The organism is Cyclobacterium xiamenense, from assembly GCF_042140265.1.
Classification (GTDB): domain Bacteria; phylum Bacteroidota; class Bacteroidia; order Cytophagales; family Cyclobacteriaceae; genus Cyclobacterium; species Cyclobacterium xiamenense_A.
In genome coordinates this window covers 3,426,249-3,449,675 of record NZ_CP159481.1, presented here as the reverse complement: position 1 = coordinate 3,449,675, position 23,427 = coordinate 3,426,249, and the positions used below count along the sequence as shown (strand labels likewise).

20 protein-coding genes and 1 riboswitch are annotated in these 23,427 nt (G+C 49.2%); of the genes, 11 read left to right on the top strand and 9 right to left on the bottom strand.

What is annotated here, in order from left to right; all coding sequences use genetic code 11:
- Window position 1: 1 nt before the first annotated feature.
- The 4 genes from ABWH99_RS14145 to ABWH99_RS14130 form a co-directional block, all read right to left on the bottom strand.
- Window positions 2-781, bottom strand: coding sequence for a glycerophosphodiester phosphodiesterase (locus ABWH99_RS14145; RefSeq protein WP_375582498.1), 780 nt, complete (start codon window positions 779-781; stop codon window positions 2-4).
- Between the two features lie 134 nt (window positions 782-915).
- Entirely contained in the window at window positions 916-1,305 is a 390-nt protein-coding gene (locus tag ABWH99_RS14140; RefSeq protein WP_375586581.1) for a VOC family protein, read from the bottom strand.
- A gap of 20 nt (window positions 1,306-1,325) precedes the next feature.
- Window positions 1,326-2,381 carry a homoserine O-acetyltransferase gene (gene metX, locus ABWH99_RS14135; RefSeq protein ID WP_375582497.1) on the bottom strand — a complete coding sequence of 352 codons (1,056 nt, stop codon included), beginning with the start codon at window positions 2,379-2,381 and terminating at the stop codon, window positions 1,326-1,328.
- Between the two features lie 15 nt (window positions 2,382-2,396).
- Complete coding sequence (locus ABWH99_RS14130) at window positions 2,397-3,695, bottom strand: O-acetylhomoserine aminocarboxypropyltransferase/cysteine synthase family protein (RefSeq protein ID WP_375582496.1); 1,299 nt, start codon at window positions 3,693-3,695, stop codon at window positions 2,397-2,399.
- A gap of 169 nt (window positions 3,696-3,864) precedes the next feature.
- Window positions 3,865-3,974: riboswitch (SAM riboswitch) on the bottom strand.
- Window positions 3,975-4,099: 125 nt separating this feature from the next.
- Between ABWH99_RS14130 and ABWH99_RS14125 the strand changes: the two genes are divergently transcribed.
- The 6 genes from ABWH99_RS14125 to ABWH99_RS14100 all read left to right on the top strand — a co-directional run bounded on the left by ABWH99_RS14125 (window position 4,100) and on the right by ABWH99_RS14100 (window position 11,071).
- On the top strand, window positions 4,100-5,158 hold the full coding sequence (locus tag ABWH99_RS14125; protein ID WP_375582495.1) for an acyloxyacyl hydrolase: 1,059 nt from the start codon (window positions 4,100-4,102) through the stop codon (window positions 5,156-5,158).
- Between the two features lie 153 nt (window positions 5,159-5,311).
- A complete protein-coding gene (locus ABWH99_RS14120; protein ID WP_375582494.1) occupies window positions 5,312-6,967 on the top strand; it encodes a S8 family peptidase in 1,656 nt (551 codons plus the stop codon).
- Window positions 6,968-7,001: 34 nt separating this feature from the next.
- On the top strand, window positions 7,002-8,168 hold the full coding sequence (locus ABWH99_RS14115; protein ID WP_375582493.1) for a cysteine desulfurase family protein: 1,167 nt from the start codon (window positions 7,002-7,004) through the stop codon (window positions 8,166-8,168).
- Between the two features lie 12 nt (window positions 8,169-8,180).
- Window positions 8,181-8,666, top strand: coding sequence for a cyclic pyranopterin monophosphate synthase MoaC (moaC, locus tag ABWH99_RS14110; RefSeq protein WP_375582492.1), 486 nt, complete (start codon window positions 8,181-8,183; stop codon window positions 8,664-8,666).
- Complete coding sequence (locus ABWH99_RS14105) at window positions 8,650-9,828, top strand: NTP transferase domain-containing protein (protein WP_375582491.1); 1,179 nt, start codon at window positions 8,650-8,652, stop codon at window positions 9,826-9,828. The genes moaC and ABWH99_RS14105 overlap by 17 nt, the downstream gene beginning before the upstream one ends.
- A 46-nt stretch (window positions 9,829-9,874) precedes the next feature.
- Window positions 9,875-11,071, top strand: coding sequence for a class I SAM-dependent RNA methyltransferase (locus ABWH99_RS14100; RefSeq protein ID WP_375582490.1), 1,197 nt, complete (start codon window positions 9,875-9,877; stop codon window positions 11,069-11,071).
- A 63-nt stretch (window positions 11,072-11,134) separates the two neighbouring features.
- Here ABWH99_RS14100 and ABWH99_RS14095 read toward each other — a convergent pair whose 3' ends face one another.
- From ABWH99_RS14095 to ABWH99_RS14075, 5 genes are all read right to left on the bottom strand, one after another.
- On the bottom strand, window positions 11,135-13,243 hold the full coding sequence (locus ABWH99_RS14095) for a M28 family metallopeptidase (RefSeq protein WP_375582489.1): 2,109 nt from the start codon (window positions 13,241-13,243) through the stop codon (window positions 11,135-11,137).
- 2 nt (window positions 13,244-13,245) lie between these two features.
- Window positions 13,246-14,406, bottom strand: coding sequence for an NlpC/P60 family protein (locus ABWH99_RS14090; protein WP_375582488.1), 1,161 nt, complete (start codon window positions 14,404-14,406; stop codon window positions 13,246-13,248).
- Between the two features lie 61 nt (window positions 14,407-14,467).
- The gene (locus ABWH99_RS14085; RefSeq protein ID WP_375582487.1) at window positions 14,468-15,763 is read right to left on the bottom strand and encodes an amidohydrolase family protein; all 1,296 of its coding nucleotides are present in this window, start codon (window positions 15,761-15,763) and stop codon (window positions 14,468-14,470) included.
- Window positions 15,764-15,783: 20 nt separating this feature from the next.
- Entirely contained in the window at window positions 15,784-17,172 is a 1,389-nt protein-coding gene (locus tag ABWH99_RS14080; protein ID WP_375582486.1) for an amidohydrolase family protein, read from the bottom strand.
- On the bottom strand, window positions 17,162-18,844 hold the full coding sequence (locus ABWH99_RS14075) for an amidohydrolase family protein (protein ID WP_375582485.1): 1,683 nt from the start codon (window positions 18,842-18,844) through the stop codon (window positions 17,162-17,164). The genes ABWH99_RS14080 and ABWH99_RS14075 overlap by 11 nt, the downstream gene beginning before the upstream one ends.
- Window positions 18,845-19,119: 275 nt before the next feature.
- Here ABWH99_RS14075 and ABWH99_RS14070 point away from each other — a divergent pair, with 275 nt between their 5' ends.
- The 5 genes from ABWH99_RS14070 (at window position 19,120) to ABWH99_RS14050 (ending at window position 23,363) form a co-directional block, all read left to right on the top strand.
- On the top strand, window positions 19,120-19,665 hold the full coding sequence (locus ABWH99_RS14070; protein ID WP_375582484.1) for a class I SAM-dependent methyltransferase: 546 nt from the start codon (window positions 19,120-19,122) through the stop codon (window positions 19,663-19,665).
- Between the two features lie 41 nt (window positions 19,666-19,706).
- Window positions 19,707-20,771, top strand: a complete 1,065-nt coding sequence (locus tag ABWH99_RS14065) for a PA0069 family radical SAM protein (protein ID WP_375582483.1) — start codon at window positions 19,707-19,709, stop codon at window positions 20,769-20,771.
- Window positions 20,768-21,019 (top strand): hypothetical protein, encoded by a 252-nt coding sequence (locus ABWH99_RS14060; protein ID WP_375582482.1) that lies wholly within the window; start codon window positions 20,768-20,770, stop codon window positions 21,017-21,019. Before ABWH99_RS14065 ends, ABWH99_RS14060 begins: the two co-directional genes overlap by 4 nt.
- Before the next feature lie 9 nt (window positions 21,020-21,028).
- Window positions 21,029-21,598, top strand: a complete 570-nt coding sequence (gene msrA, locus ABWH99_RS14055) for a peptide-methionine (S)-S-oxide reductase MsrA (protein WP_375582481.1) — start codon at window positions 21,029-21,031, stop codon at window positions 21,596-21,598.
- 94 nt (window positions 21,599-21,692) lie between these two features.
- On the top strand, window positions 21,693-23,363 hold the full coding sequence (locus ABWH99_RS14050; protein ID WP_375582480.1) for a DUF6909 family protein: 1,671 nt from the start codon (window positions 21,693-21,695) through the stop codon (window positions 23,361-23,363).
- Window positions 23,364-23,427: the final 64 nt, after the last annotated feature.

Sequence of the window (23,427 nt, the reverse complement as noted above, 5' to 3'; positions counted from 1 at the left end):
ATTAGCGGATCAAGGAGAATAATTTTTCCGGCTCGTCCGTCGTGATGTAATCTACGTTTTTTTCCAGTAGCCACTGCATGTCCTCTTCCTTATTCACTGTCCACACGTTGACCGTCAAGCCCAGGGCATGGGCCTCTTCTATCCATTGCGGATTTGCTTTCACCGTTTTGATATTGTAATCAAAACCGAAAAACCCATCCTCCTTGAGCTCTTTTGGAGTTTTATCGCCCATCAGATAGGCGACATTTGCATCCGGGTCCAATTCCAGTACCCGTAATCCGATATCGTAATCAAAGGTAATGTAGTCGACCCATTGTTCGGCATTCAGTTTTTTTACCAATGCTACCGATTTTGTCGCCAACTCCTGTCCTCTTTCCCTGGATACACGGGAAGGTTTGATTTCGAAGATCAATTTGGTGCCGTGTTGGGCCATTCCCTTCCGGATGTATTCCTCAACCGTCGGGATTTTCTCCCCATTGGGTAGGGGTTTTTTCAGTAGTTCGGCATAGGTGACTTCTTCGATAACCATTCCCTCGTGATCGGCATCGTGATTGGCTACCAGCACTCCGTCCGCCGTCATCCAGGCATCAAACTCAGACCCTTCGCATCCCAAGGCGACGGCCTGTTGAAGGGAGGCCAGTGAATTTTGCGGATGGGGGGCCGCTTTCCAGGCCCCCCGGTGAGCGATTACTTTATTGCGATGGAAGTTCATTTGCTGGGCATTGCTTTGCAGGAAAACTGTTTCTAGTAGCAGGAAGATAAGAAGAATGCGGTGTACCATGGGTATTTTGTTGCTGGTTTTTACGCAATATTCGAAAAGAAAAGGGAATCACCAATAGATGAGTAGAAATAAACACGGATCGGGTGACGGGCGATTGTTTTTCGGGGAATAGCGGGAAATCAGTCAAAAAAAGACTATTCCCAGATACCGGTAGGTACAATTTCAAGAACATGGCCAAAGGGATCTTCAAAATAAAAACTATTTCGATCACGCCCCCAGTCCTGTTCGTGGGTGATGTCGATGCCTTTATCAAGAAGTAAGGCACGCGTAGAGACGTAGTCTTTCTGAGACACTTCAAAGGCGATGTGTTGCTTCCCGTAGGCATGGTGTGCAGGTAAGCTGGACTTTTTTTCGGTTGCTTCGGGCAAAAAGCATAACAAAACCGAATCTCCGCACCTAAAAAAAACATGTCTTCCTTCGACCTTTGAAATAAGCGGCATTTCCAAAAGGCCATGGTAGAAGGCTACCGCATCGTCCAGGTTTGGAATGTAGAGGCAGGTTTCTTTGATTCTGGTAAAAGGAATCATCGCAGGCCGGTTGCTGATTAGGGATTGTTTTCCAGGTAGAAGGATTGCAAGATGTAATGCAATTGCTCGTATTCAATCAGAAAGGCATCGTGTCCATAGGTGGATTTTATTTCCCGGTAGGTTCCTTTGGCTACATAGCGGGAGATATACCGGGATTCGTCGCAGGTAAACAACACATCGGTATCTACGCCTATGGAAAGTACCCGGCAATGGATACGTGCCAGAGCGTTGGACGTTCCGCCCCGTCCTCTTCCCAAATCATGACTATCCATGGCCTTGGAGAGAATCCAGTAGGACAGCGCATTGAAGCGATTGGCAAGTTTCTGGCCCTGATAGCGCAGGTAGCTACTGATTTTAAAGTGATCCGTTTTCTCTTCTGTTTCACTTTGGCTTTGAGCAAATGTCTGTGGGTGCCGGTAGCTGAGCATGCCGATGGCTCGAGCGGTTTCCAGGCCTTTTTTCCCCGCATCGGGATGCTCTTTTCCCCAGCTTTGATCGGATTCGATGGCCATGCGTTGCGTTTCGTTAAATCCAATAATCCAGGGAGAGGCTTTTGCATTGGATGCGATAATAATGGCATTTTGCAAGCGGTTTTGTAAGGAATATGCCCATTCCAAAGCCACCTGACCACCCAAAGAACCTCCAATCACCGTATTTATTTCGTCAAGGCCCAGATGCAGCCGCAACCGGTCGAGAGACGCCGCAATGTCACGGGTGGTCAGGTTTGGAAAATCGTAATAATACGGCTTTCCGGTATCCGGACGTTCACTCAACGGCTGTGTGGACCCATAGCAGGACCCCAGATAATTGGCACAAACTATGAAATAATTGGCAGGATCGTAAAACTTATCTTCTCCTACCAGGCCCGACCACCATTCCTGCGGATTGGCGTCACCGGTCAATGCATGCATGATCCAGATAACGTTGTCTTTCTTGGCGTTGAGTTGCCCCTGCGTGGTGTAACTCAGCTGAAATTCAGGCAATAGTTCTCCAGACTCCAGCGGGAGTGCTTCCTTGCAAAAAAAAATATCTCGGGTCATTTCAATGGTCAAATGCGGCGATTGAAGGTTCATTTGATGCAATTATAGTTATTCAAAAGCGGCGCTGAGGTCTGCTTTCAGATCTTCCACGTGTTCAATTCCGCAAGAAATCCGCAGCAGGGTTGGCGTCACTCCGGCCGCCAGCTGCTCTTCCTCGGAAAGTTGTTGATGAGTGGTGGCGGAGGGTTGGATGATCAGGGTTTTTGCATCCCCCACATTCGCCAGGTGCGAGATCAATTCAAGGTTATTGATAAACTCCGATGCGCCTTCTTTTTCGCCTTTCAGTTCGAAGCTCAACACGCCACCGTATCCATTGGGGAGGTATTTTTTTGCCTGCTCGTGATATGCGCTCGAAGCTAATCCGGGATAGTTGACCTTTTTTACCTTTGGATGTTGCTCCAGCCATTCCGCCAGTGCCAGGGCGTTGTCTACGGTTCGCTGTACGCGAAGGGAAAGCGTTTCCAATCCCTGCAATAATAAAAAGGAATTAAACGGACTCAGGGCAGGACCAAAATCCCGAAGACCTTCTACGCGTACGCGAATCGCAAAGGCCACGTTTGGCAGGCCTAGTGGGTTATTGTCGCCAAAGGTTTCCCAGAAATTCAGTCCATGGTAACCCTCCGAAGGTTCCGAGAACTGAGGGAATTTGCCATTTCCCCAATTGTAGTTGCCACCGTCGACGATGATTCCTCCAATCGATGTGCCATGTCCACCAATCCATTTGGTGGCCGAAGAGGTCACAATATTGGCCCCGTGCTTGATGGGTTGGCAGAGATAACCGCCCGCGCCAAAGGTATTATCGACCACCAACGGTATGTCGTATTTTCTGGCAAGTTTTGCCACCGCTTCAAAATCGGGAACATTGAATTCAGGATTTCCGATGGTTTCTACGTAAATCGCTTTCGTTTTATCGTTGATTTTTGCTTCCAGATCGGCCGCCTTGTCGGATGCTGCAAAACGGGCTTCGATGCCTATTCGCTTGAAGGAAACTTTAAACTGGTTATACGTTCCTCCATATAGGAATGGTGAGGTGACAAAATTATCTCCCACCGTCAGGAAGTTGTTCAGTGCCAAAAACTGGGCAGCCTGTCCGGAGGCGGTAGCTACCGCCGCCACTCCTCCTTCCAAAGCGGCCACCCGCTTTTCAAACACATCTGTTGTCGGATTCATGATCCGGGTGTAGATGTTTCCAAATTCTTTCAGAGCAAACAGATTGGCTCCGTGCTCGGCAGAATTGAACACATAAGAAGTGGTTTGGTAAATGGGAACCGCCCGCGAATTGGTGGTGGGGTCCGCTTCCTGACCTGCATGGATCTGCAATGTTTCGAATCGGTAAGCTTTAGACATGATTGTTGTGTTTTAGGTTTATTTTTTATAAAAATGATTTACGTGAGATGGCGATCAAAAGCGCCGAGGACCTACATTTTCTCCAAGGGTGCATGGAAAGAACTGTAGCTGGATTGTTTGCGTGGAACTGGTTTCCTTTAGTCTAACCAAACGTGGCCTCATGTTGCAGAATTTATATTCCCAGGAGGAACCATTCACACCTGGCAGGAATTGGCACCTTGGATTTTCCAGGTTGCCAGAGGGTCACCGAGCCTGTCTCTCACCTCTTCTTTATAAATCCTTTCGACTTATAAAAAGTTAAAGGATGCGACAAAATAAGCTTAGGCCGGACTATTTTCCAATTTATTTGGTGAATTTTTTTCTTTTTTTGAAACAATATCTCAGAAAATCAGTGAGATAAATCGATGAAACACTTGCTTCCAATCGGACTGGTTTTTTTGGCCGTTTTTTTTTCAATTCCGGACGCACGCGGACAACGCCACACAAAGTTTGGCCTGGAAGGTCAGACCAGCTGGATCATTCCCCATTCGGCAGAGCTAGTGCCGATTTCCCGGAGCAACCCCCAGGGAGTTCGCTTTTCTTACGAGAAGCTCTCCCTGGAAAAAACAAGCTGGGACAATTGCAGTTGCTTTTACCTTTGGGGGGGAGAGCTCGGGTATACAAACTTTAATAACCCGGCCGTGCTTGGAGATGCCGTTTTTTTTTCGGGTTTTTTCGAGCCGTTCCTTTGGTACCGCGGCAATTGGCAATTTCGTCTAAAGGCCACATTAGGCACGACTTACCTGACGAAGGTGTACGATGCGAACAGCAACCCGGAAAACACCTTTTTTAGTAGCCCGCTTAGCTTTTTGCTCGCCATTGAGCCGACACTTTCCTATCAGTTTTCCGATCGTTACGAGGTTTTGGTAAGTGCACATTACAATCATATTTCCAATGGGGGACAGAAGCAGCCCAACCGGGGAATGAACTTTCCTGGTATGGGTCTTGGCATTGGCTATTGGCTGCAGAGACCGGTTTTTCCACTATACGAAAAACCGCCCTTGGAACATCGCCTTTCCTTTCTCCTGGAAAGCTTCGGTACCTTCCGGGACAATCCTTCCGGCAGCGGTAGGGTCCCGGCACTCGGTGTTTCGCTGGCCTTGATCCAAACCCTGACACGAGTCAACGAACTGGGGCTGGGTACAGAGTTTTCCTGGGATCGGTCGCTTTCTTCCCGCGGCGAAGGTCAGGGCTTTGTTCCGGCGGCATTTATATCCCATCATTTGGTTTTCGGTCGGGTGGATTTCAGCCAACGCATGAGCCTGTACCTATCCAGTCCGGATCGCACCGGCCGGAGGCACCGTTGGTTTCAACGTTATGCACTCAGTTATCGGTTTCCCCCGGGGCTTGTTTTTGGTGTCGATCTAAAGGCGCATGGCCATGTGGCGGAAAACATTGGGATGCGTCTCGGTTGGTTTTTTTAGTGAAAGACTTGACCAGACAAAAGGTATTCTTGCCGTAGACCGCTTTGAGATTTGATGCAAAATGGATCTTTCTTACCTTTCCTTCGTTATTATACGGATTCTGATATAAAATCCCTGTATCTTTATTTATTGATTTCACACATGTTTACCTTTATGAGAATACATTCATCGATTGCATTTTGTACACTATTGGCTGGGGTTTTCCTACTTGCCGGTACCGGCTATGGAGAACCTTCCTTTCTTGTTGAGAAGGACAGTCTAAAGACACCCACCAATTGGTTTTTATTGGATCCGATCGAAGACGGATTTATGGGAACGGCTGCAGAAAAAGCCCATGATAAATTTTTAGCCGGAAAGTCCGCCAAACGAACCGTAGTGGTGGCTGTCATCGACTCGGGCGTGGACATCGTACACGAGGACCTGAAAGATAAAATCTGGGTAAATCCCGGAGAAATCGCCGGGAACGGCGTCGACGACGACGGAAATGGATACGTCGACGATGTCCACGGCTGGAATTTTATCGGGGGTGCAGACGGCAGCCATGTGGCAGAAGATTCCCACGAGCTGACAAGGGAATACAACCGGCTCAAAGCCAAATTTGGAGAGATGGCGGCCGATGAGGTGAAAAAGAAGGACCGGGAGGAGTTTGCGTACTGGCAACGCGTGAACGATAACTTTGAAGAAAGCAAAAAGGAAGCGGAGATGAACTACAACATGTACGGCAACATGCAAAAGGGATTCAGCAACATGGCGAACCTGGTAAAAAAGGAGTTTGGGATGGATGACTTCAAATTAGCGGATATTAGCGAAATGGAATCCGATAAAGAGGAGATCAGCAACGCGTTAGAAATGCTCGAGCAGTTATTTTCGATGATCAACCTACCGGACCCGAGTGTTAACGAGATTTTGGACGTTTTGGAAGGGGCCGTAGAGCATTTTGAAGTACAGGCTAAATATGCCTACAATACCGAGTTCGATCCACGGGATATTGTGGGAGACGACCCGGAGGATTACAAAGAAAAATACTACGGAAATAACGATCCCACCGGCCCCGATGCCACCCATGGTACCCACGTAGCAGGGATCATTGCCGCTAAACGTGGAAACGACCTTGGGATCGACGGTATTGCAGAAAACGTACTGATCATGCCCGTTAGGGCAGTACCGAATGGAGACGAACGGGATAAGGACATTGCAAATGCGATCCGGTATGCCGTAGACAATGGCGCCCACATCATCAATATGAGTTTTGGTAAGTCCTATTCTCCTGGAAAAAAATACGTGGATAAGGCGGTAAAATACGCACGCAAGAGAGGAGTTTTATTGATCCATGCGGCGGGAAATAGCTCGAAAGAAATCAAGCCGGATAACAACTTCCCCAACCGTTGGTATGCTCGTAGAGGTTCTTCCGATGCATGGTTGGAAGTAGGCGCCTCGTCTGCGATTGATTCTGACAATCTGGCGGCTGACTTTTCTAATTTTAGCGGTGAGGGAGTGGACCTATTTGCACCTGGAGTGGATATTTACTCCACCGTACCCGGATCGGAATACGAAAATAATAGCGGTACCAGTATGGCCGCGCCAACGGTGGCAGGCGTGGCAGCCATGGTCTGGGCCTATTATCCGGATCTAAAGCCAAAAGATCTAAGAGAGATTTTGATCCAATCGGTGTACAAACCGACAACCAAACAGGTGCAACTTCCAGGACAGGAGGAGCTCATTGGCTTTGACACACTTAGCGCCACCGGTGGTGTAGTAAACGCGTATCAAGCCTTGCAACTGGCTTCAAAGCGAAGCAAATACGACTAAACCGGCCCAATTATCAGCAACACTTGCGACTGGCATGAACTATCCCATTTACATGGATTACAACGCGACCACCCCTTGCCATCCGGCGGTCTTGCAGGAAATGCTCCCGTATTTTTCGGAGCACTTCGGCAACCCTTCCAGTGGTCAGCACCCCTACGGCTGGGTAGCGGAGGAGGCCGTGGAAACTGCCAGGGAACAGGTCGCCGCTTTGATCGGCGCCTCGGCCAAGGAAATCGTTTTTACCAGTGGGGCTACCGAAGCCATCAATCTTGCGTTGAGGGGAGTGGTGGCCCGGTCGAAAGCCAAAGGCAAACACCTGATCACCTTTGCCACCGAACACAAGGCCGTGTTGGATACCCTTAGGATTCTGGAAAACCAGGGATGCTCCCTGACGGTTCTTCCCAGTCGGCCCGACGGATCGGTATCGTTGGAATTGTTGGAAAAAAGTATCACTGCGGATACCATTTTGATCGCCGGCATGCTGGCCAACAACGAGACGGGCTACATCCATCCCATCCGTACAATGGCCGAGATTGCCCGAAAAAGAGGCGTGCTCTTCTTTGCGGATGCAGTACAGGCGGTGGGTAAAATACCGGTAGACGTCCGGGAGCTGGGGGTAGACTTACTGGCACTATCCGGCCATAAAATGTATGGACCCAAAGGGGTGGGCGCGCTCTTTCTTCGCAAATCTGATCCCGTATTTGGTCTGGAAGCGCAGATTACGGGCGGAGGTCAGGAGACGGGCCGTCGCAGTGGTACGTTAAACGTACCGGGTATCGTGGGCCTGGGAAAAGCTTCCGAAATAGCGCACCAGGAAATGGATGCAGAAGCTGTCAGGTTGAAGCGACTACGGGATTCCCTCCAACATGATTTACTAAAAATTGATGGCGCGCGGAGCAATGGCTCCACCGATTCCAGGCTGCCCCATGTATGCAATATTTCCTTCCGGGGGATCCCAGGCAAGCAATTACTCCTTCGTATCAATAAGAAGCTGGCGGTGAGTTCGGGCTCTGCCTGCAGCAGCATTTCGGACAAGCCCTCGCACGTGCTGCTGGCCATGGGCTTGGATTCCCAGACCGCCCTTGCTACCTTACGGCTATCTTTGGGAAGGCGTACGACACGGGCCGATGTGGAGCGAGCGAGCAGCCATATCCGGGAAACCGTTCACAAATTGATGGAGCGATCCCCATCCGAACATTGAACCAGAATCCTTATGAGTGATACCGATTTTTCACATGTAGACAAAAAGACCGGCTTGCCTGCGATGGTAGACGTAGGTGATAAAGCAGTCAGCCTGCGCGTAGCCACCGCGTCCTGCCGGGTGGTACTTGGAAAAGAAATCATGCAGCGTCTTAGCGGTGGAACCGATCTGATGACAAAAAAAGGTCCGGTTTTTCAAACGGCAATAATAGCCGGAACCATGGGTGCGAAAAAGACATCGGATTTAATTCCCCTCTGCCATCCTCTGGGAATGGATGACTGCAAGATCACCGTCGACCCACAGGGAGATACCGCCGTAATCGTACGCTGCACAACGAAAGTAACCGGAAAGACCGGTGTGGAAATGGAGGCCCTTACCGGCGTATCGGTAGCGGCCTTGACCATTTATGATATGTGCAAGGGAATGTCCCACGATATACGTATTCAGGATTTACAATTGGAAGAAAAGAAAGGAGGTAAACGTGACTTCAAGCGGTAATTACCAAAAGCACGCCGCATTGGCCCGTCCGGGCTACGGGGATTACGGCCGGGTTGAATTGGGTATTCTGGGTACTTCCTGCAGCGAGATTCAGAAACTGGCGGCAGCACTGATTCGCGACCTGTGCCCCCGAGTCGGTTGTGCCTACGTAGATGCCGATCACAAAGAAGGAGATCAATTGATGGACGGTAAGGGGAGCCCCGACAGTTTGATGCATTCCCCTGGCGTCATGGAGTACCGGGATAAAATCGTCTACCAACGCCTGGATATGCGGCTAGCGGAAACCACAGTATTTGATCAGCGGGAGTGGTTCAACCGGCAAGACCTGATCCTGATCAATGCCAACCATTTCAAAGCACTGAATCAGGTGTTGGTTATTGATCCTGCAAAGCCCATGGACAAAAAGCTGCATAAGTTAACCGAAGTGAGCCTGTTTCTATTAAAAGATGGCGCTTCCGAAATACCGGTGGCAATAAAAGAGCACTTGAAAGGCTGGAAATCCATCCCGGTGGTGAAATTCGACGAGCAGAAAGAAATTACACGTTTCGTTTCTGAATTCGTACGCGCCCGGATACCGAAGATAAACGGGCTGGTACTGGTAGGAGGAAAGAGTACCCGCATGGGTACGGATAAATCCGAACTTTCCTACCACGGATCGAGCCAAAAGGATCACCTGCTGGAACTGGCTACACCGCACTGTGAGGAGGTTTTTTTGTCATGCAATTCCTCCCAGGCCGATCGCTGGTCCGGACAGTATCCGGTAATCAGCGATAAAATCCTGGGCCTCGGTCCCTTCGGCGGGATTGTTTCCGCCTTTATGGAACGGCCGGAATCTGCCTGGCTAACGCTGGCTTGTGATTTGCCCTTTCTTACAAAAGACACCCTGGCTTATCTGGTGAGGCACCGAAACCCCTCCAAATTAGCGACGGCATTTCTGGACCCCAAGGGAGAATTTCCGGAACCCTTGATCACCCTATGGGAACCGCGTGCCTATCCCGTGCTGATGCGGTTTTTGAGTCAGGGATACAGCTGTCCCCGAAAAGTCCTGATTAATTCCTCCATTGAGTTGCTAAACGCGCCGGATCCGGGTGAATTCCGAAATGTGAATCGCCCCGAGGATCACGAGGCTGCGTTGGAAGCGTTGAGGGCATCCAAAAACTAATGCTTCGCGGCGGCCGATTACGAACAATTTCGGGTATATTTGCCACATGATAGACTTTGATCAGGTAGGTAGGTTGGTCGTGACCTGTTACGACAGAAACGCGCCATTTCTAGAAATGGAATTGAACGAATTAGGCTTTGTACCTACCGGTGTATTTCGCACGCATGTGGAATTAACCGGGAGCTTGAACGATTGCATTTTTTTGAACATGCATCTGCGTACGGCCAGCCATGTGCTGTTCGAGATCGAATCGTTTTCCCTGGATCATGTTCAGAATTTATATAAAATTGTAAAAAATATCGCCTGGGAAGATTTTATCGATCCAGACGGCTATTTCTCCGTAATCAGCAATGTCAAACACGAATCGGTAGATAATCCCCTATTTGTAAATGTAAAGATAAAGGATGCCATTGCGGATCGCTTTCGAGAGAAATTTGGTGTTCGACCAGACTCGGGTTCCAGTTTAAACGAAGCCGTATTTCAGTTTTTCTGGAAAGAGGAAGCCGCCAGCCTGTACATCAATACCAGTGGCGATACGTTAATCAAACACGGCTACCGGAAAATTCCGGGAGCAGCTCCGATGATGGAATCCTTGGCTTCCGCATGCATTCTGGCTTCCGGTTGGGATGGAAATAGTCCCTTTGTAAACCCAATGTGCGGATCGGGTACGGTGGCGATTGAGGCGGCATTGATGGCTACTCATCGGTATCCGGGTTTTTTTCGGGACGATTATGCCCTGATGTACATCAAAGGCTACGACGCGGGTGTCTATTACGGGTTGAAGGAAAAAATGAAGAGCCGTATACGGTCGATCGATCCTCAAATAATCTGGGCTTCGGACATTAGCGAGCGGGCGGTAAAGGCCAGCCGGGAAAATGCCCGGTTTGCGGGTGTTGAAGAGTTGATTCAGTTTGAAGTCTGCGACTTCAGGGACTCGACTCTACCGGAAACCGAAACGGGCCGGGTTTTCCTGAATCCCGAGTACGGGGAAAGGCTGGGCAATGCGGAGGAACTGGAGGAGACCTATCGGGAAATTGGTGATTTTATGAAAAAACGATGCCCGGGATACACCGGGTTGGTTTTTACCGGAAATTTGGACCTCGGTAAAAAAATTGGGTTAAAGCCGAAACGAAGAATCCCCTTTTATAACGGCACGATAGACAGCCGCCTGCTGGTTTTTGAATTGTACCGCGGAAGCCGCGTTCCGGGCAAAGAAGGATTCCAATCCCAGCAAAAAGGATAAAAACAACGCGCCATTGATGGCGTCTAAAACTCTATTTTATTGAAGCAGGCCCGTCACTACGGATCAATCTGCAGTCAATACACGTTCGATACGTTGGACGGTTTGAATCAGGCGATGCAGGGCAGCCTCGTATTGTTCGTCCAGCAGCAGGAGATTTTCCGTGCTCTTTTTGGCAATTTCGTATTGGATCGCGGGTAACATCCAGGAGGCGTACCCACTGAACGGGTCATTGGATGCGTACAGGGATTGGTACCAAGGTCCAAAGGGCATGCCTTCCTCTACCAAAAAGCTTTTTTCCAACCGCAGCAATTCCCGGTTGACGGCAGTGATTTTCCGGGCTTTGGGTTCACCGGTTGCAAGGGTAGTTTGCAGGAGGCTTGCCACTTCGGTGCTTGCTACTTTTAGCGTTTCCAATGCTTCCTGACTGCGGGTAAAGCCTTCGAATCCGGAAGCATAGGCTTGAATGCCTGAGGTCGCATTGCTTAAATGGAGACTCAGATCTTCAGCGTACCGGGGCAGCTGGTAGGGGATAAACGAGGCGTTTGCCAGGCGAAGGGCCATGATACCTGCCCATTGGGCGATTGTTCCGCCCATTTGAAACGTTGGGTCTGCAAATTTCTCGTAAAAGTAAAAGTCGTCATAGTTAGTGTGGTACAAGGTTGGTCCGCCGGCCCCTCCGCTGAGGGACGGAATCCCTGCATGCATGTAAAATGCGATATGGTCCGAGCCCCCACCCAGGTTGCCCAGACTTGGCTCTTTCTTGTCCCCGGCCCAAACTTCGAATACAGTTTTAGAGGAATCGGGGTATTTGACCCTTTTTGCGGCCTCCGTCATGACTTTCTTCAAGCTGGGTGCTGCAGAACCCCCCATGTTTTTTCCGGAAACACCCGCATCGAAGTTCAAATAAGCCACGGCTTTCGCGGACAACTCCTCTTTCATTTGTTCCACCCACTCGGTGGATCCGATTACTCCGTGCTCCTCGCCGTCCCAATGGGCGATCAGTATGGATCGTTTGGGGCGATGCCCCTCGCGCGCCAGCTTTCCCAGGGCTTCGCTGAGGGTAAGTAGCATGGACGTACCGCTGTTGGGGTCCGTGGCCCCGAAAGCCCAGGCATCGTAATGACATCCTAGGATGACCCATTCATCGGGATATTCACTTCCTTTTATCGTGCCAACTACGTTGTAAATAGGCACCAGGTCGATGGGCTGGTCCACCATCAATCGCAGGGTAAGCTGAGGTCCACCTTCCAACCGATAGGTAAAAGGAAGGCCGCCCTGCCAACCTGCGGGAACGGGCTTTCCTTTCATCTGTGCCAAAATTTTTTCCGCTTCTCCATAAGGAATGGGCGTTACCGGGATGCGGTGTAGCTGGGTTTCCTCTGGGCGCAACCGTTTCGTTTTGGTTTTGCCATCGGTAGGCAATGCAGGCTCGAAGGGAGTCAGGGGGTCTCCCGTAAAATTTTCGGTTACCAGCGAGCCCCGTTGAATGGCACTTTCGTTGTAAAAGGGGCCTTCAGGGAAGACCAGTCCCCTGGTATAGCCGCTGTCCCCTGGGTCGGTATAGATAATCAGGCCTGCCGCCCCGTACTGCTCGGCAAATTTCGCCTTATAGCCCCTGAAATTTCTACCGTAGCGGGCGATGACTATTTTTCCGCGCACCTCGATTCCCATGGATGCAAGCTTTTCAAAATCGGCCTGGGTTCCGTAATTGGCATATACAATTTCTGCGGTCACGTCTCCCGAACCGGAAAAGGCATTCCAGCCTTTTTTCAGTTCCGGATGTCTGGAAAAGGGATCTTCCTCCAAAATGTATTCCCGTTGATTGAGCAAACTGCGTTTGGGCGTGACAATCTCTACCAGGGATTCACCGGGCTCACTTGGCAGGTAAACATCGTAAGGGTATAGGGTCGTTTCCAGCCCGGCAGCATCCATCACCGCTGCCAGGTAATCCCTCACGGCTTCGTTCGCTTTGGTTCCGGCACTATGTGGGTGCCGGGTCATGGTGGCCAAATGGGTCTTGAAACTTTCAAAGTCGACCGTTTCCAAAAACAAGTTTTCCAATTCCTCTTGCGCACGGCTTCCCTCTGTGGAAAACCCGTCCAGGTGTACTTCTTGGGAAAAACCGCTACTTAGGCTGCATGCGAGGAAAAAGAATACCGTTAATTTTTTCATGACTATTGGAGAATTTGATCTACCGAAAGGATACGCTCACTTGGTTGATTACGGATTCGTTTGGTTCGCAAATACCGATCGAGCTCATAGGCATCGAAATTCTCATCGTCGGGATCAAAGCTACTGATTCGTACCCGGCCTCTGGAGTGAATGAACCGATTTTCCCCGATCCACATCCCCACGTGCACCACCCGTTCTTTGGTGTCTGCGGTAGCCGGAACGCCAAAAAATAACAAGTCACCCACTTCCAGGTCCTCCCAGTTTTTTTCGGTATCAACCAATTCTCCTTCCAGGATTTGCTGCGAGGCGTCTCTGGGAATCACCTTTCCGTTTAGGAAATAGATGGTTTTGGTAAACCCGCTGCAATCCATCCCCTTGGGAGAAGTGCCCCCCCACAGATACGGGGAGCCCATCATTTGTTTGGCAGTGTTTATCAGCGAAAGGTCATCGGTGCTTCGACTGTTTTTCCAACGTTCGTACGGTACTGCGTGAGCAATTGGTACATATCCGGTTCTTCCATCGGGCAATTGGACGCGAAACGTCTGCTCGTTAGTTTCAAGCAATTCCAAAACGTTACCGGCGGTGACGTCACTAACAATCTCGTTTTTATTTTCGTCGCGATAGATGTTGCCGATCATTTCGGTTACGACCACTTTTTCTCTTCCCATCCATTCTTCCATAGCCTGTGGATCCAGGCGGACGATGGCAGCTGCGTCTACCCAGGAAATGTATTCATCCGGGGTTTGCACCAGGTACCAACTTCCGGATTTCTTGAGAACCTTCAGCGGAGTGCCCATCAAGGCCTGCATAGCCAATTCGGCGGAGTGCCTGGGGTCGCTGCGAATATTGGCTACGGAATTGGTGACCAATGCCAGATGAGCGGCGCCGAGATCGGTTTCCGGGAGCAGGCGCACACTGTCTGTATAGTCAATCTCTTTTTCTCTCAGACGTTCAAGCAGTGTCCGGTGGGCTTCCGGTAGATTGGTTTCTCCGGATAATACCCCTTGTTCCCAGGTAAGGTCGAAACGTGCAATGCGCTTGTCCGGAGCAAATTCTTCCCGAGTGGCCTCTATAAGTGGCTGCACCAACTCATCCCGGTTGCTTACCTGGCAGGCTGGGTATAAAAAAAGTAGCAGAGAGTAAACAGAAACTAACTTTTTCATGAAATTACGTTTATCTACGGGCAAATCTAGTTAAAATGTCAGGATAAGCGAAAAAAGGAGTTTAATTCTCTGGTTGCATCTCTCGGTCCAGAAATTCCTGATACAGGCGAATGTGACGATTGGTCATCGGGATCTTGTACCCATCGATAAAGACTTGCTCGATTTGGGTTTTGGGCTCGAAAGGGTCCCCGTCCGCAAGGAATAGGGTGGCACTTTTCCCAACTTCCAGGGAACCAAGCTTGTCATCCACTTGAAATATCTCGGCGGGATGTAGCGTAATGGCCTTTAGCGCCTCCTCGGTACCCATTCCGTAAGCGGCCGCAAATCCGGCATGGAAGGGCAGATTCCGTACATTCTCGGAATCTTGTGTTCGAAGAGCTACTTTTACACCGGCTTTTTGAAGCCTGGAAGCATTCGTATACGATGCATCGTAGGGATCAGATTGCCTGGATGGCAGGGACAGTACCGGTCCGGCAATGACCGGGATTCCGGCCGCGGCCAGTTTTTCTGCGACCTTCCAGCCTTCCGCTACGCCAGTAAATACCGGACGGATGGACTTTCCATCTACCCATTCCATGGCCCGCAAAATATCCCCGGCTGCATTTACTTCAATAAATAGGGGTAGCTCTCCGGAGCTAACCTTTGCCAGCTGGGCCATTTCCGGATAGTAAGCGAGGCGGCCCCCTTTTTCCTGAATGGCTCGGTAGGCTTCTGCTTTTTCCCAAAGCGCATCAATTTCTTTGATTGCTTTATCGGCTTCCTCTTGAATCGTTTCCGCAGACCTGTTATCGTAGCTGCCCGCTTTTGCTGCAGAAGGAAAATTCATCAATACAGCCCGGAAACCGGCATCCATTTGATCCGGTGTATAGCCATTCAATTGAATCAAGGCGGCCGTTCCTGGGAAGTAGCCTCCCCGGGGTTGGGTAAGCACGGTGGTCACCCCGCTCACCCGCGTTACCGGTATGGCGACCGCATTGGGATTGACCGCGGTAAGGGCCTGCATTTGGGGGGTTACCTTTCCGAGTTCCAGATAATCCTGTGTTTCCGGTAGAGAATTTACCTCTACCAGTCCCAGGCTTGTGCCACTATCGATAAGCCCGGGATACAGGCGCTTTCCGGTGCAATCGATGAGCAAATGATTCTCTTCTGGCAGGTTTTTCCCGATAGCAGCGATTTTCCCATCCCTAATCAGCAAGTCGGTGTCTTCCAGTGTTCCCTGGGATACGGTATAGATTTGCGCGTGTTGTAACAGGAAATTGCCTTTATAAGGCTTGATTACCTCCCCGTCAATCTGTGCCCGGAGGCTGAAGCAAATAAAAAGCAGTGGAAACAGTAGCGGTAGGAATTTATGTATCATGATGGTGCTGGCGGGTAGGTTTAATGGCTGTGTTGAAATAAGTTTCTACCAAATCCGGTAAAAAAGAAATCCACATCACGCATGCAATTATTGTGCGAAACGTGCAGGTACATGGGTTCCAGGGTTTCTTCAGGGTCAACCTTTAAGCGCTGATCGGTCGTATCGCTCGTTCGGTTAAAATAGTTCACACCATCTACCCAGGTCATTTCCGGGATGGCATAGATGGACAGAGGATGGTGGTTAAACAATACCAAATCTGCCTGTTTCCCTTCCTCAATGGATCCCACCCATTCATCGATTCCCAATTGGCGGGCGGGATTTATCGTGATCAATGCGAGCGCCTCGTCATCCGTCAAGCCTCCGTACCGCTGGGTTTTGGCCGCTTCGTGGTACAAATGCCGGATCAATTCCGCCGAATCGGAATTGATAGAGGTGATGACTCCGTTTTTGGTAAGGATGGCCGCATTGTAGGCCGTGGAATAATACACCTCAAATTTATACGCCCACCAGTCGGAAAAAACGGAGGCTCCCATGGTATGTGCGGCCAATTCTGGCGCCACTTTAAAACCCTCATTAACGTGAGAAAATACGATCTTGTCAATTCCGTACTCTTTACATACTTGAATGAGCATGTAAATCTCGTCGGCGCGGTAGGAGTGGCAGTGAATGATGATCTCACCCTCCAGAATGTCTACCAGCGTTTCCATTCTGGAACTGAAAGAGGGAGGGGACTGTTGTTTCCTGGTTTGTTCGGAAGCTTGATTCCAGGCTTCCCACTTGCTTTTGTACTGCAGGGCTTCTTCAAACCCGTTTCGGATCACTGCTTCTACGCCCATTCTGGACCTTGGCTGGAGATTTTTACCTCTTCCATGTACGCGAATGGGATTTTCTCCAAGGGCGAACTTGATGGTACGAGGGGCCTCTTTCATAATCAGCTCGGCAGGATCTCTGGTACCATAGCGGTGCTTCAGTGTGGTATTTTGTCCCCCAATCGCGTTCGCAGAACCATGCATGGCGTGGGAAATGGTCGTACCGCCCGCCAAAGCCCGGTAAATACCGATATCAAAAGGGTCCACGACGTCTTCCATTTTAACTTCGGCCGTAATCGGGCTACTTGCTTCATTGATCGACTCAAGTGCCACGTGAGAGTGGGCGTCAATGATGCCTGGCATCAGGTATTTTCCGGTGCCATCAATGACCGGAACGCCCTTGGGAGCCTGAAGTTGGGTTCCGATACGATGAATCAACCCATCTTTTACCCAGACATCCGTATTTTCTTTCAGACCGTTCGTAATGGTAAGTACCCGCGCGTTCCGGATAAAAACGTTTCCCTTTTTTACGTCCTGGCCCGGACTCGTTGTGACGAAACCAAGCAGGGCTAGTCCTGAAAGTAGTAGCTTATAATTCATTGCTTTTCTCTGGTTTGTCTTTTTTATCGGCTTTGACCGGAAAATTGTCGTAGCCAATTAGTTTCATTTCTCCCGTAAACGAGTTACCGGAAATCTTGCCGTAAACCGTCACCTCTAATTTCTCCTCTGCCAATGGGACCGAAAATGAGAAACGCATGCGTTCCGTTCCCATTTCTTCGATATCGGTGGGCCTCGTGACGGTCCCGGGCCCCTCCGGATTTTCATAAGTGACGGAGCCAGACCATTTCCCTTTTCTTCGGATAAATTCCCAGGTGCCACTGGAGGTGCCTCCCGGGGTTTCAGCCCGGTATTCCCAAATGATTTTTTCGTCTTTGCTTTTTTCGGAGATCTCTGTATAGTCAAAAACGTAACCATCGCTAATGACCATCTGTACTTTTGCTCCTGCTGAGAAAAGAGTGTCAGACATAATCAGAAGGTTGGCCATCTTTCCTTCGGCTACTGTTCCGGCAATATCTGATATCCCGAGCAACCGGGCAGGATTTACCGTCAATGCCGCGAGGGCACCTTCGCTGGACAATCCGTTTTGGATCATCAGGCACAGATTTTTGTAAAAATCACCACGGGGCAAATGTTTGGTGGTAAGCGCAAACGGAATACCGATGTCTTCAACCGTTCCGGCAAAAGCCAAAGAACGATTGTAGGCGGCTTTGATCCGTTCCCTCCGGGCGTCATAATCATCGCCCGTATCCACGGGTTCGGTGCCCGAAAGTTGATCCGCCGGAAGGTGTAAGGTCAGTACCAGCCCGATCGATCGTTCTTTTATCAATGGAAGTAACTGATCCCCCTCATTCACGCCGGTAAGGATCAGGCGGAGTTGGTTTTCTTCCTGCATTTTCAACGCTCTCCGCATGTCCAATTCATCCGATGTTTCCAATAGTACGGGCATCTCCCGATCAATCACCGGAATCAAGGCGGCTAAAACCGGATTTTTCTCGACTCGGGGGATACGTTTATCCAACGCATATTGTGACTGGCGGGCTTTGTATAGCCGTGCATTTTGCACGAGGTCCCGCCAGGTAGCCATGACACCCAGGGTGGTGTTCGGGTAAACACCTCCCACCGTACTAAATTTAAAATAAAGTGACTGGTTTTCCACCAATAGATTGTTGTTTCCTTCCTGCCCGTATAGATACAAGGCAGATGTTCCCGGAAGCATGCCTTTCCCTAGGGGTAGTTTTTGTGCAATTGTAAATCCCAGCTTCTGCCATTCTTTATCGTGGGGGTTGTCTTCCTGATAGGACAAAGTGACTGGGAAGTGCGGATGAATTCCCGCGATTTCGGGATCCGGGCTGGATGAATCGAAATTCTCGGGTTTCTCCGGGATCTTCGGCTCAACGACCCCCGTTTTATTGGCCATGTCGATAAACCCGGCGTACACAAACAGGGAATCTCCTTTGATCTCCACCGCATCTGGCGGCAGGCGGATGCTTTTTCCGATGGCGGTAATGACCCCGTTCTCGAACAAAATGTACTGGTCCTGCAGCATTTTTCCAGGCTCAGGGACCAACGTGGTATTCGAGATAAAATAGCTGCTACCTAATCTTCGTTTTCCCTCTTTATCGCTCTGTGCACCAACGGAAAAAGAAACGAGTAGAAACAATAAAAAAGGCCAGATTAAAATGGATGAGGTAGGTACGGCTTGGGAGTTCATTATCCGAAAGTAAGTAATTTTCAAACGGTAAATAAAATCAGAAACTTTCATTTAAGTAAATATATTTCTTTTTAACTGGCGGATTCCTACAGGAATGGCTCATCTTCAGTAGTTTTTGAAATCAGAGCCACAAATCATTTTCCTTTTTTTAGTAAAACATGAGTTTAATGAAGTCGATTTTAGTAACTTTGAAATTTGTGAATAATTTAGGTACCGATACCAAACCCTACTTCGCCTAGCATTCATCTATTTCCCGGCTTAATACCAATAACCAAATGAATAAAAGTTCGCTTTTTAAAGAATTGTTTGTCAATATTAAAACTACAGGTGCTGTAACATTTAGTTCAAAATCGCTGGTGAATAAAATGTTGTCTTTTGCCGATTTTAAAGGAGCAAAGATAATTGTGGAATTGGGAGGAGGTGACGGTAGCATCACCCGAGGGATTATTGATCGAATGGACGCCGATTCGGTGCTTTACGTTTTTGAGATCAGCGAGCATTTTTGCTCCAACCTGCGCCTTCAGTTTGGCTCCGACAATGTAAAGATTATTTGTGATTCGGCAGAGAACATGGATAATTACCTGGACGGGCAACGGGTGGATCTCATTCTTTCCTCGCTTCCCTTTAGCCTGATACCCAAAGAATCCCGAACCGCAATTTACGAAAAAAGTAGTTTAATATTGAAGCCGAGTGGTTTTTTTATTCAAATTTGCTATTCTTACCTGCTTCGGTTTCAATTTGCATCGTACTTTCGTAACATCCGAACAGCCTTTACACTCAAAAATTTCCCTCCGGCATTTATCATCATCTGCAATACCTGATTCGTCGGTTTTTTTAAGATCCTTTTTCTATATTGGCGGGGATGAATCCAAACGTTCCAAAAGGCAGGGGAACCGGAAACCGGCCGGCAAATGTGTTTGAGAAAAGTAAATTGGTGAAGGAATTTCCCGAGGGGATTGACGCGATCGATGCCGAGACAGGCCCGCTTACTGAATTTCTCCCGGTCGAAAGCAAGTCGGTATTGAGCTTCAACGATAGTCCGGATATTCCCTTTAGCTATTCGATCAATCCCTATCAGGGCTGCGAGCACGGCTGTGTGTATTGCTACGCAAGAACCAGTCATCAATATTGGGGTTACGATGCGGGCCTGGGCTTTGAGAGTAAAATTCTTATAAAAAAGGATTGCATCGGATTACTCCGAAAAACATTTGAAAAAAAGACCTATCGTCCAAGCCCGATTGTACTTTCCGGGAATACCGATTGTTACCAGCCTGCCGAGCGCAAGTTCAAACTAACCGCCGCCATCCTTGAACTTTGCCTGGAATTCGGCCATCCCGTGAGCATCATTACCAAGAACAGTTTGATCGACCGGGATCGGGAGACGATTCGCGCGCTTGCCGAAAGAAAGCTGATACACGTTTATTTCTCGATTAACCACCTGGACTCCAGGCTAAAGCAGGTAATGGAACCCAGAACGGCGACTTCTGAAAAAAAACTGGACCTTATCCGAAAATTTTCCGCGCTGGGGATCCCCTGTGGCATCATGGTTGCTCCAATTATTCCAGGCATTAACCTGGAAGCGATGCCGCAACTCATTCAGCAGGCAGGGGCTGCAGGAGCCCGAAAAGCGGGGTATACCGTCATCCGGCTGAATGGACCCTTGAAGGAACTATTTCAGGATTGGCTGGAAACGCACTTTCCCGACCGTAAAAACAAAGTCATGCACCAGATTGAATCGCTGCATGGCGGTCAATCGAATGATACGCAATGGGGCCGAAGGATGAAAGGAGAGGGGGCGTTGGCCCAGAGTATTTCAAATTTGTTTCGAGCCTCCGTGAATAAATACATGGATCCGCAACGGACCATGCCGGAATTTGATTTTACCCAATTTAAGCGAAACGGACAATTGAATCTTTTTAACCCATGAATTACCTGGACAAAGACATACTCGTGGTGGCCACCATGGAAATGGCCAAAAGAAAGAAAGGCAGCTTCTTTCCTGCCTCCGATGTAGTACAGTGGATCTATCCGAATGATTGGCACTACTTTATGGAAGAGGAGATGGAGGCGCTTATGTGGCTCCATCAACATGGTTTTTTGGAGGTTGAGGCTGCAGGTCGGCCTTTAGCGCCAAACTTTTTGCCCGCAGATCCTGTTACCATACGACTAAAATAACAAGTAAATATGATACCACTACCGAAGACCGAAATTCATGTACCCGAGGGAAAATCCATTGCCACTTTGGGAACCGGCTGTTTTTGGTGTACCGAGGCCATATTTCAAAAATTGAAAGGGGTAGCGACTGTAGCATCCGGTTTTTCGGGCGGACACGTGGAAAATCCTTCCTACCAACAGGTGGTAACGGGCACAACCGGACATGCGGAGGTGGTTCAACTTGTGTTTGATCCTTCCCTCATCAGTTTTCCGGAGTTATTGGAGGTATTTTGGTCAAGTCATGATCCAACTACCCTTAATAGACAAGGAGCCGATGTAGGTCCCCAGTACCGGTCTGCGATTTTTTACCATACCGAGAGCCAGAAAGAAGAGGCGAAGAAGTACCTGGAGTCGCTGGAAAAATCCAAGGTGTTCAACGATCCGATCGTCACGGAAATTACGCCGTTCAGCAATTTTTATCCGGCAGAGGATTATCACAGGAATTATTTTGAATTGAACGGCAATCAGCCCTATTGTCAGTTCGTCATCCGTCCCAAAGTAGAAAAATTCAAGCAGGCTTTTGCTGACAAATTACGGTAGAAAAGGGGTAGGGAGCTCTGTAAAACCAAGGGGCCGGCATCTTTTTTAAGGTAAAATCCCGTAGTTTTGAAAAATTTTTAACCGTCACATCTCCATGAAACGTACCAAAGCCCAGGAATCCCGATCGGCCATCGAACGACTTTACATCACGATGCGGCATTTATTCATGCGGGGAAATTACAAGCCTACTGGAATTTCCGGGGAGTCCCTGGTTCAGGCACTGCTTACGTTGAGTCCGGAAATTTACGGATACGTCACGGATCCTGAAAAACTGGAACTGGACGGTTTGCTGTACGTGATGGAGCGGTTGCCACGAGGAATTGAGGAATGTAGATTCATTCGCTTAATTAGTAGGGAAGGGTACGAGGAATCCGGCTTTACGGCCCTTGTGCCGGCCAAGCGTAAACGAAATTGTTACCGTGTGGACGAAGAGCAGATGTACGTGGAAATGACACGGGGGAAAAGCGATATCTACGATATTTTGACCCATCTGACCTTTCTTTTTATCGAGTCGGAAAAAATCCGTAAAAATAGCACGGATCCCAAAGGTCGGATCAATCTGAATTGGCGAAAATTACAGGAAGTAGTAAGTAAGGAAATTCGGGGGGAAGAGTTTAGCAGGGAAGCCGCTTGTTCCTACCTGTCGCATCTTACCGGCAGAACCTTCGAAGAGACAAAAGCGGCGGTTAGGAAATTCGAAAATTCCAAGAACAGCAACAGCCTTTTTTCCATCGTGTATCACATGGGCAGGTTATCCATGGAGGAGGCGGTCGACAACAACGACCGTGAAATTTCCTTTTCTGCTACCTTAAGGGAGCGGGTGGGACACCACGTGTACGGGGAAACCTGGGCCAATACCATAAAGCGGGTGTTGGACGAGGAAAACCTGCTGGATCGTCCAATTCACGTCATCAGTGCCAACCTGCACAGCGTGGTAAACACGGTCTACGGGCACCAGGCGCTGGGCCTGGATAGCTACGAGGCCATCGAGGAGATGGCGTTGAAAATCAGCTTACGGTCCAAAGGGAACAAAGAGAAGGAGATCGAGGAGTACGCCAGGAATTTCGGGTTAATTTCGGTGCCCGATACCTCCGGTACGAATATTGGCGTACAGGTGATCGATACGGGAAGAATGACTTCGGAAACGCTGCTACCTGGAGTACCTTTACCGGAAGATGGCAGAAAACGTCCGGTACTGGTAATCATGGACTATGCGTTTGGCGAACAGGCCTACGAATGTTTCGACGAGCTATTGAAACCCTACGGCTCAGGAGATGAAAAGCGACCGCTTACCATCGTTTCCACGTCTATCATGGGAAAAGCGGGAATTCTGGAGGGAAAAAAAGGAGATTTGATGATCCCGAATGCCCACGTATTTGAGGGAACTGCCGACAATTACCCCTTTAAAAATGAGTTGGATGTGGATGACTTCGCAGGATTTGGGTTGGGTGTGTACAAAGGTCCAATGATTACCGTACTGGGAACGTCCCTGCAAAACAGGGACGTGCTCAGCTACTTCATGGAGTCTTCCTGGAAAGCGATTGGTTTGGAGATGGAGGGAGCACATTACCAAAAGGCCATACAAGCCGCCAGTAAGATTCGGAATAGCATTCGCAAAAGTGTAAAGGTGATGTATGCCTATTACGCCTCGGACAATCCACTGGAAACGGGGAGCACCCTGGCCTCCGGTGCCCTTGGAAAAGACGGGGTACGGCCGACCTACCTGATTACCTACAAGATTTTAGAAAAAATCGGGAAGTCCTGATGTCCGGCGTTTTAGTAGTAGAAGTCGGTTTGTCAAAATGCGATTAAACCCAACCCGCGACCCG

Bases quoted from the DNA above. Each gene is read 5' to 3' on its own strand.
- msrA (WP_375582481.1), top strand. From the start codon at position 21,029: ATGATACCACTACCGAAGACCGAAATTCATGTACCCGAGGGAAAATCC.
- ABWH99_RS14090 (WP_375582488.1), bottom strand. From the start codon at position 14,406: ATGAAAAAGTTAGTTTCTGTTTACTCTCTGCTACTTTTTTTATACCCA.
- ABWH99_RS14070 (WP_375582484.1), top strand. From the start codon at position 19,120: ATGAATAAAAGTTCGCTTTTTAAAGAATTGTTTGTCAATATTAAAACT.
- ABWH99_RS14120 (WP_375582494.1), top strand. From the start codon at position 5,312: ATGAGAATACATTCATCGATTGCATTTTGTACACTATTGGCTGGGGTT.
- ABWH99_RS14100 (WP_375582490.1), top strand. From the start codon at position 9,875: ATGATAGACTTTGATCAGGTAGGTAGGTTGGTCGTGACCTGTTACGAC.
- ABWH99_RS14060 (WP_375582482.1), top strand. From the start codon at position 20,768: ATGAATTACCTGGACAAAGACATACTCGTGGTGGCCACCATGGAAATG.
- ABWH99_RS14145 (WP_375582498.1), bottom strand. From the start codon at position 781: ATGGTACACCGCATTCTTCTTATCTTCCTGCTACTAGAAACAGTTTTC.
- ABWH99_RS14065 (WP_375582483.1), top strand. From the start codon at position 19,707: ATGAATCCAAACGTTCCAAAAGGCAGGGGAACCGGAAACCGGCCGGCA.
- ABWH99_RS14085 (WP_375582487.1), bottom strand. From the start codon at position 15,763: ATGATACATAAATTCCTACCGCTACTGTTTCCACTGCTTTTTATTTGC.
- ABWH99_RS14130 (WP_375582496.1), bottom strand. From the start codon at position 3,695: ATGTCTAAAGCTTACCGATTCGAAACATTGCAGATCCATGCAGGTCAG.
- ABWH99_RS14125 (WP_375582495.1), top strand. From the start codon at position 4,100: ATGAAACACTTGCTTCCAATCGGACTGGTTTTTTTGGCCGTTTTTTTT.
- ABWH99_RS14050 (WP_375582480.1), top strand. From the start codon at position 21,693: ATGAAACGTACCAAAGCCCAGGAATCCCGATCGGCCATCGAACGACTT.
- ABWH99_RS14115 (WP_375582493.1), top strand. From the start codon at position 7,002: ATGAACTATCCCATTTACATGGATTACAACGCGACCACCCCTTGCCAT.
- metX (WP_375582497.1), bottom strand. From the start codon at position 2,381: ATGAACCTTCAATCGCCGCATTTGACCATTGAAATGACCCGAGATATT.
- moaC (WP_375582492.1), top strand. From the start codon at position 8,181: ATGAGTGATACCGATTTTTCACATGTAGACAAAAAGACCGGCTTGCCT.
- ABWH99_RS14075 (WP_375582485.1), bottom strand. From the start codon at position 18,844: ATGAACTCCCAAGCCGTACCTACCTCATCCATTTTAATCTGGCCTTTT.
- ABWH99_RS14080 (WP_375582486.1), bottom strand. From the start codon at position 17,172: ATGAATTATAAGCTACTACTTTCAGGACTAGCCCTGCTTGGTTTCGTC.
- ABWH99_RS14095 (WP_375582489.1), bottom strand. From the start codon at position 13,243: ATGAAAAAATTAACGGTATTCTTTTTCCTCGCATGCAGCCTAAGTAGC.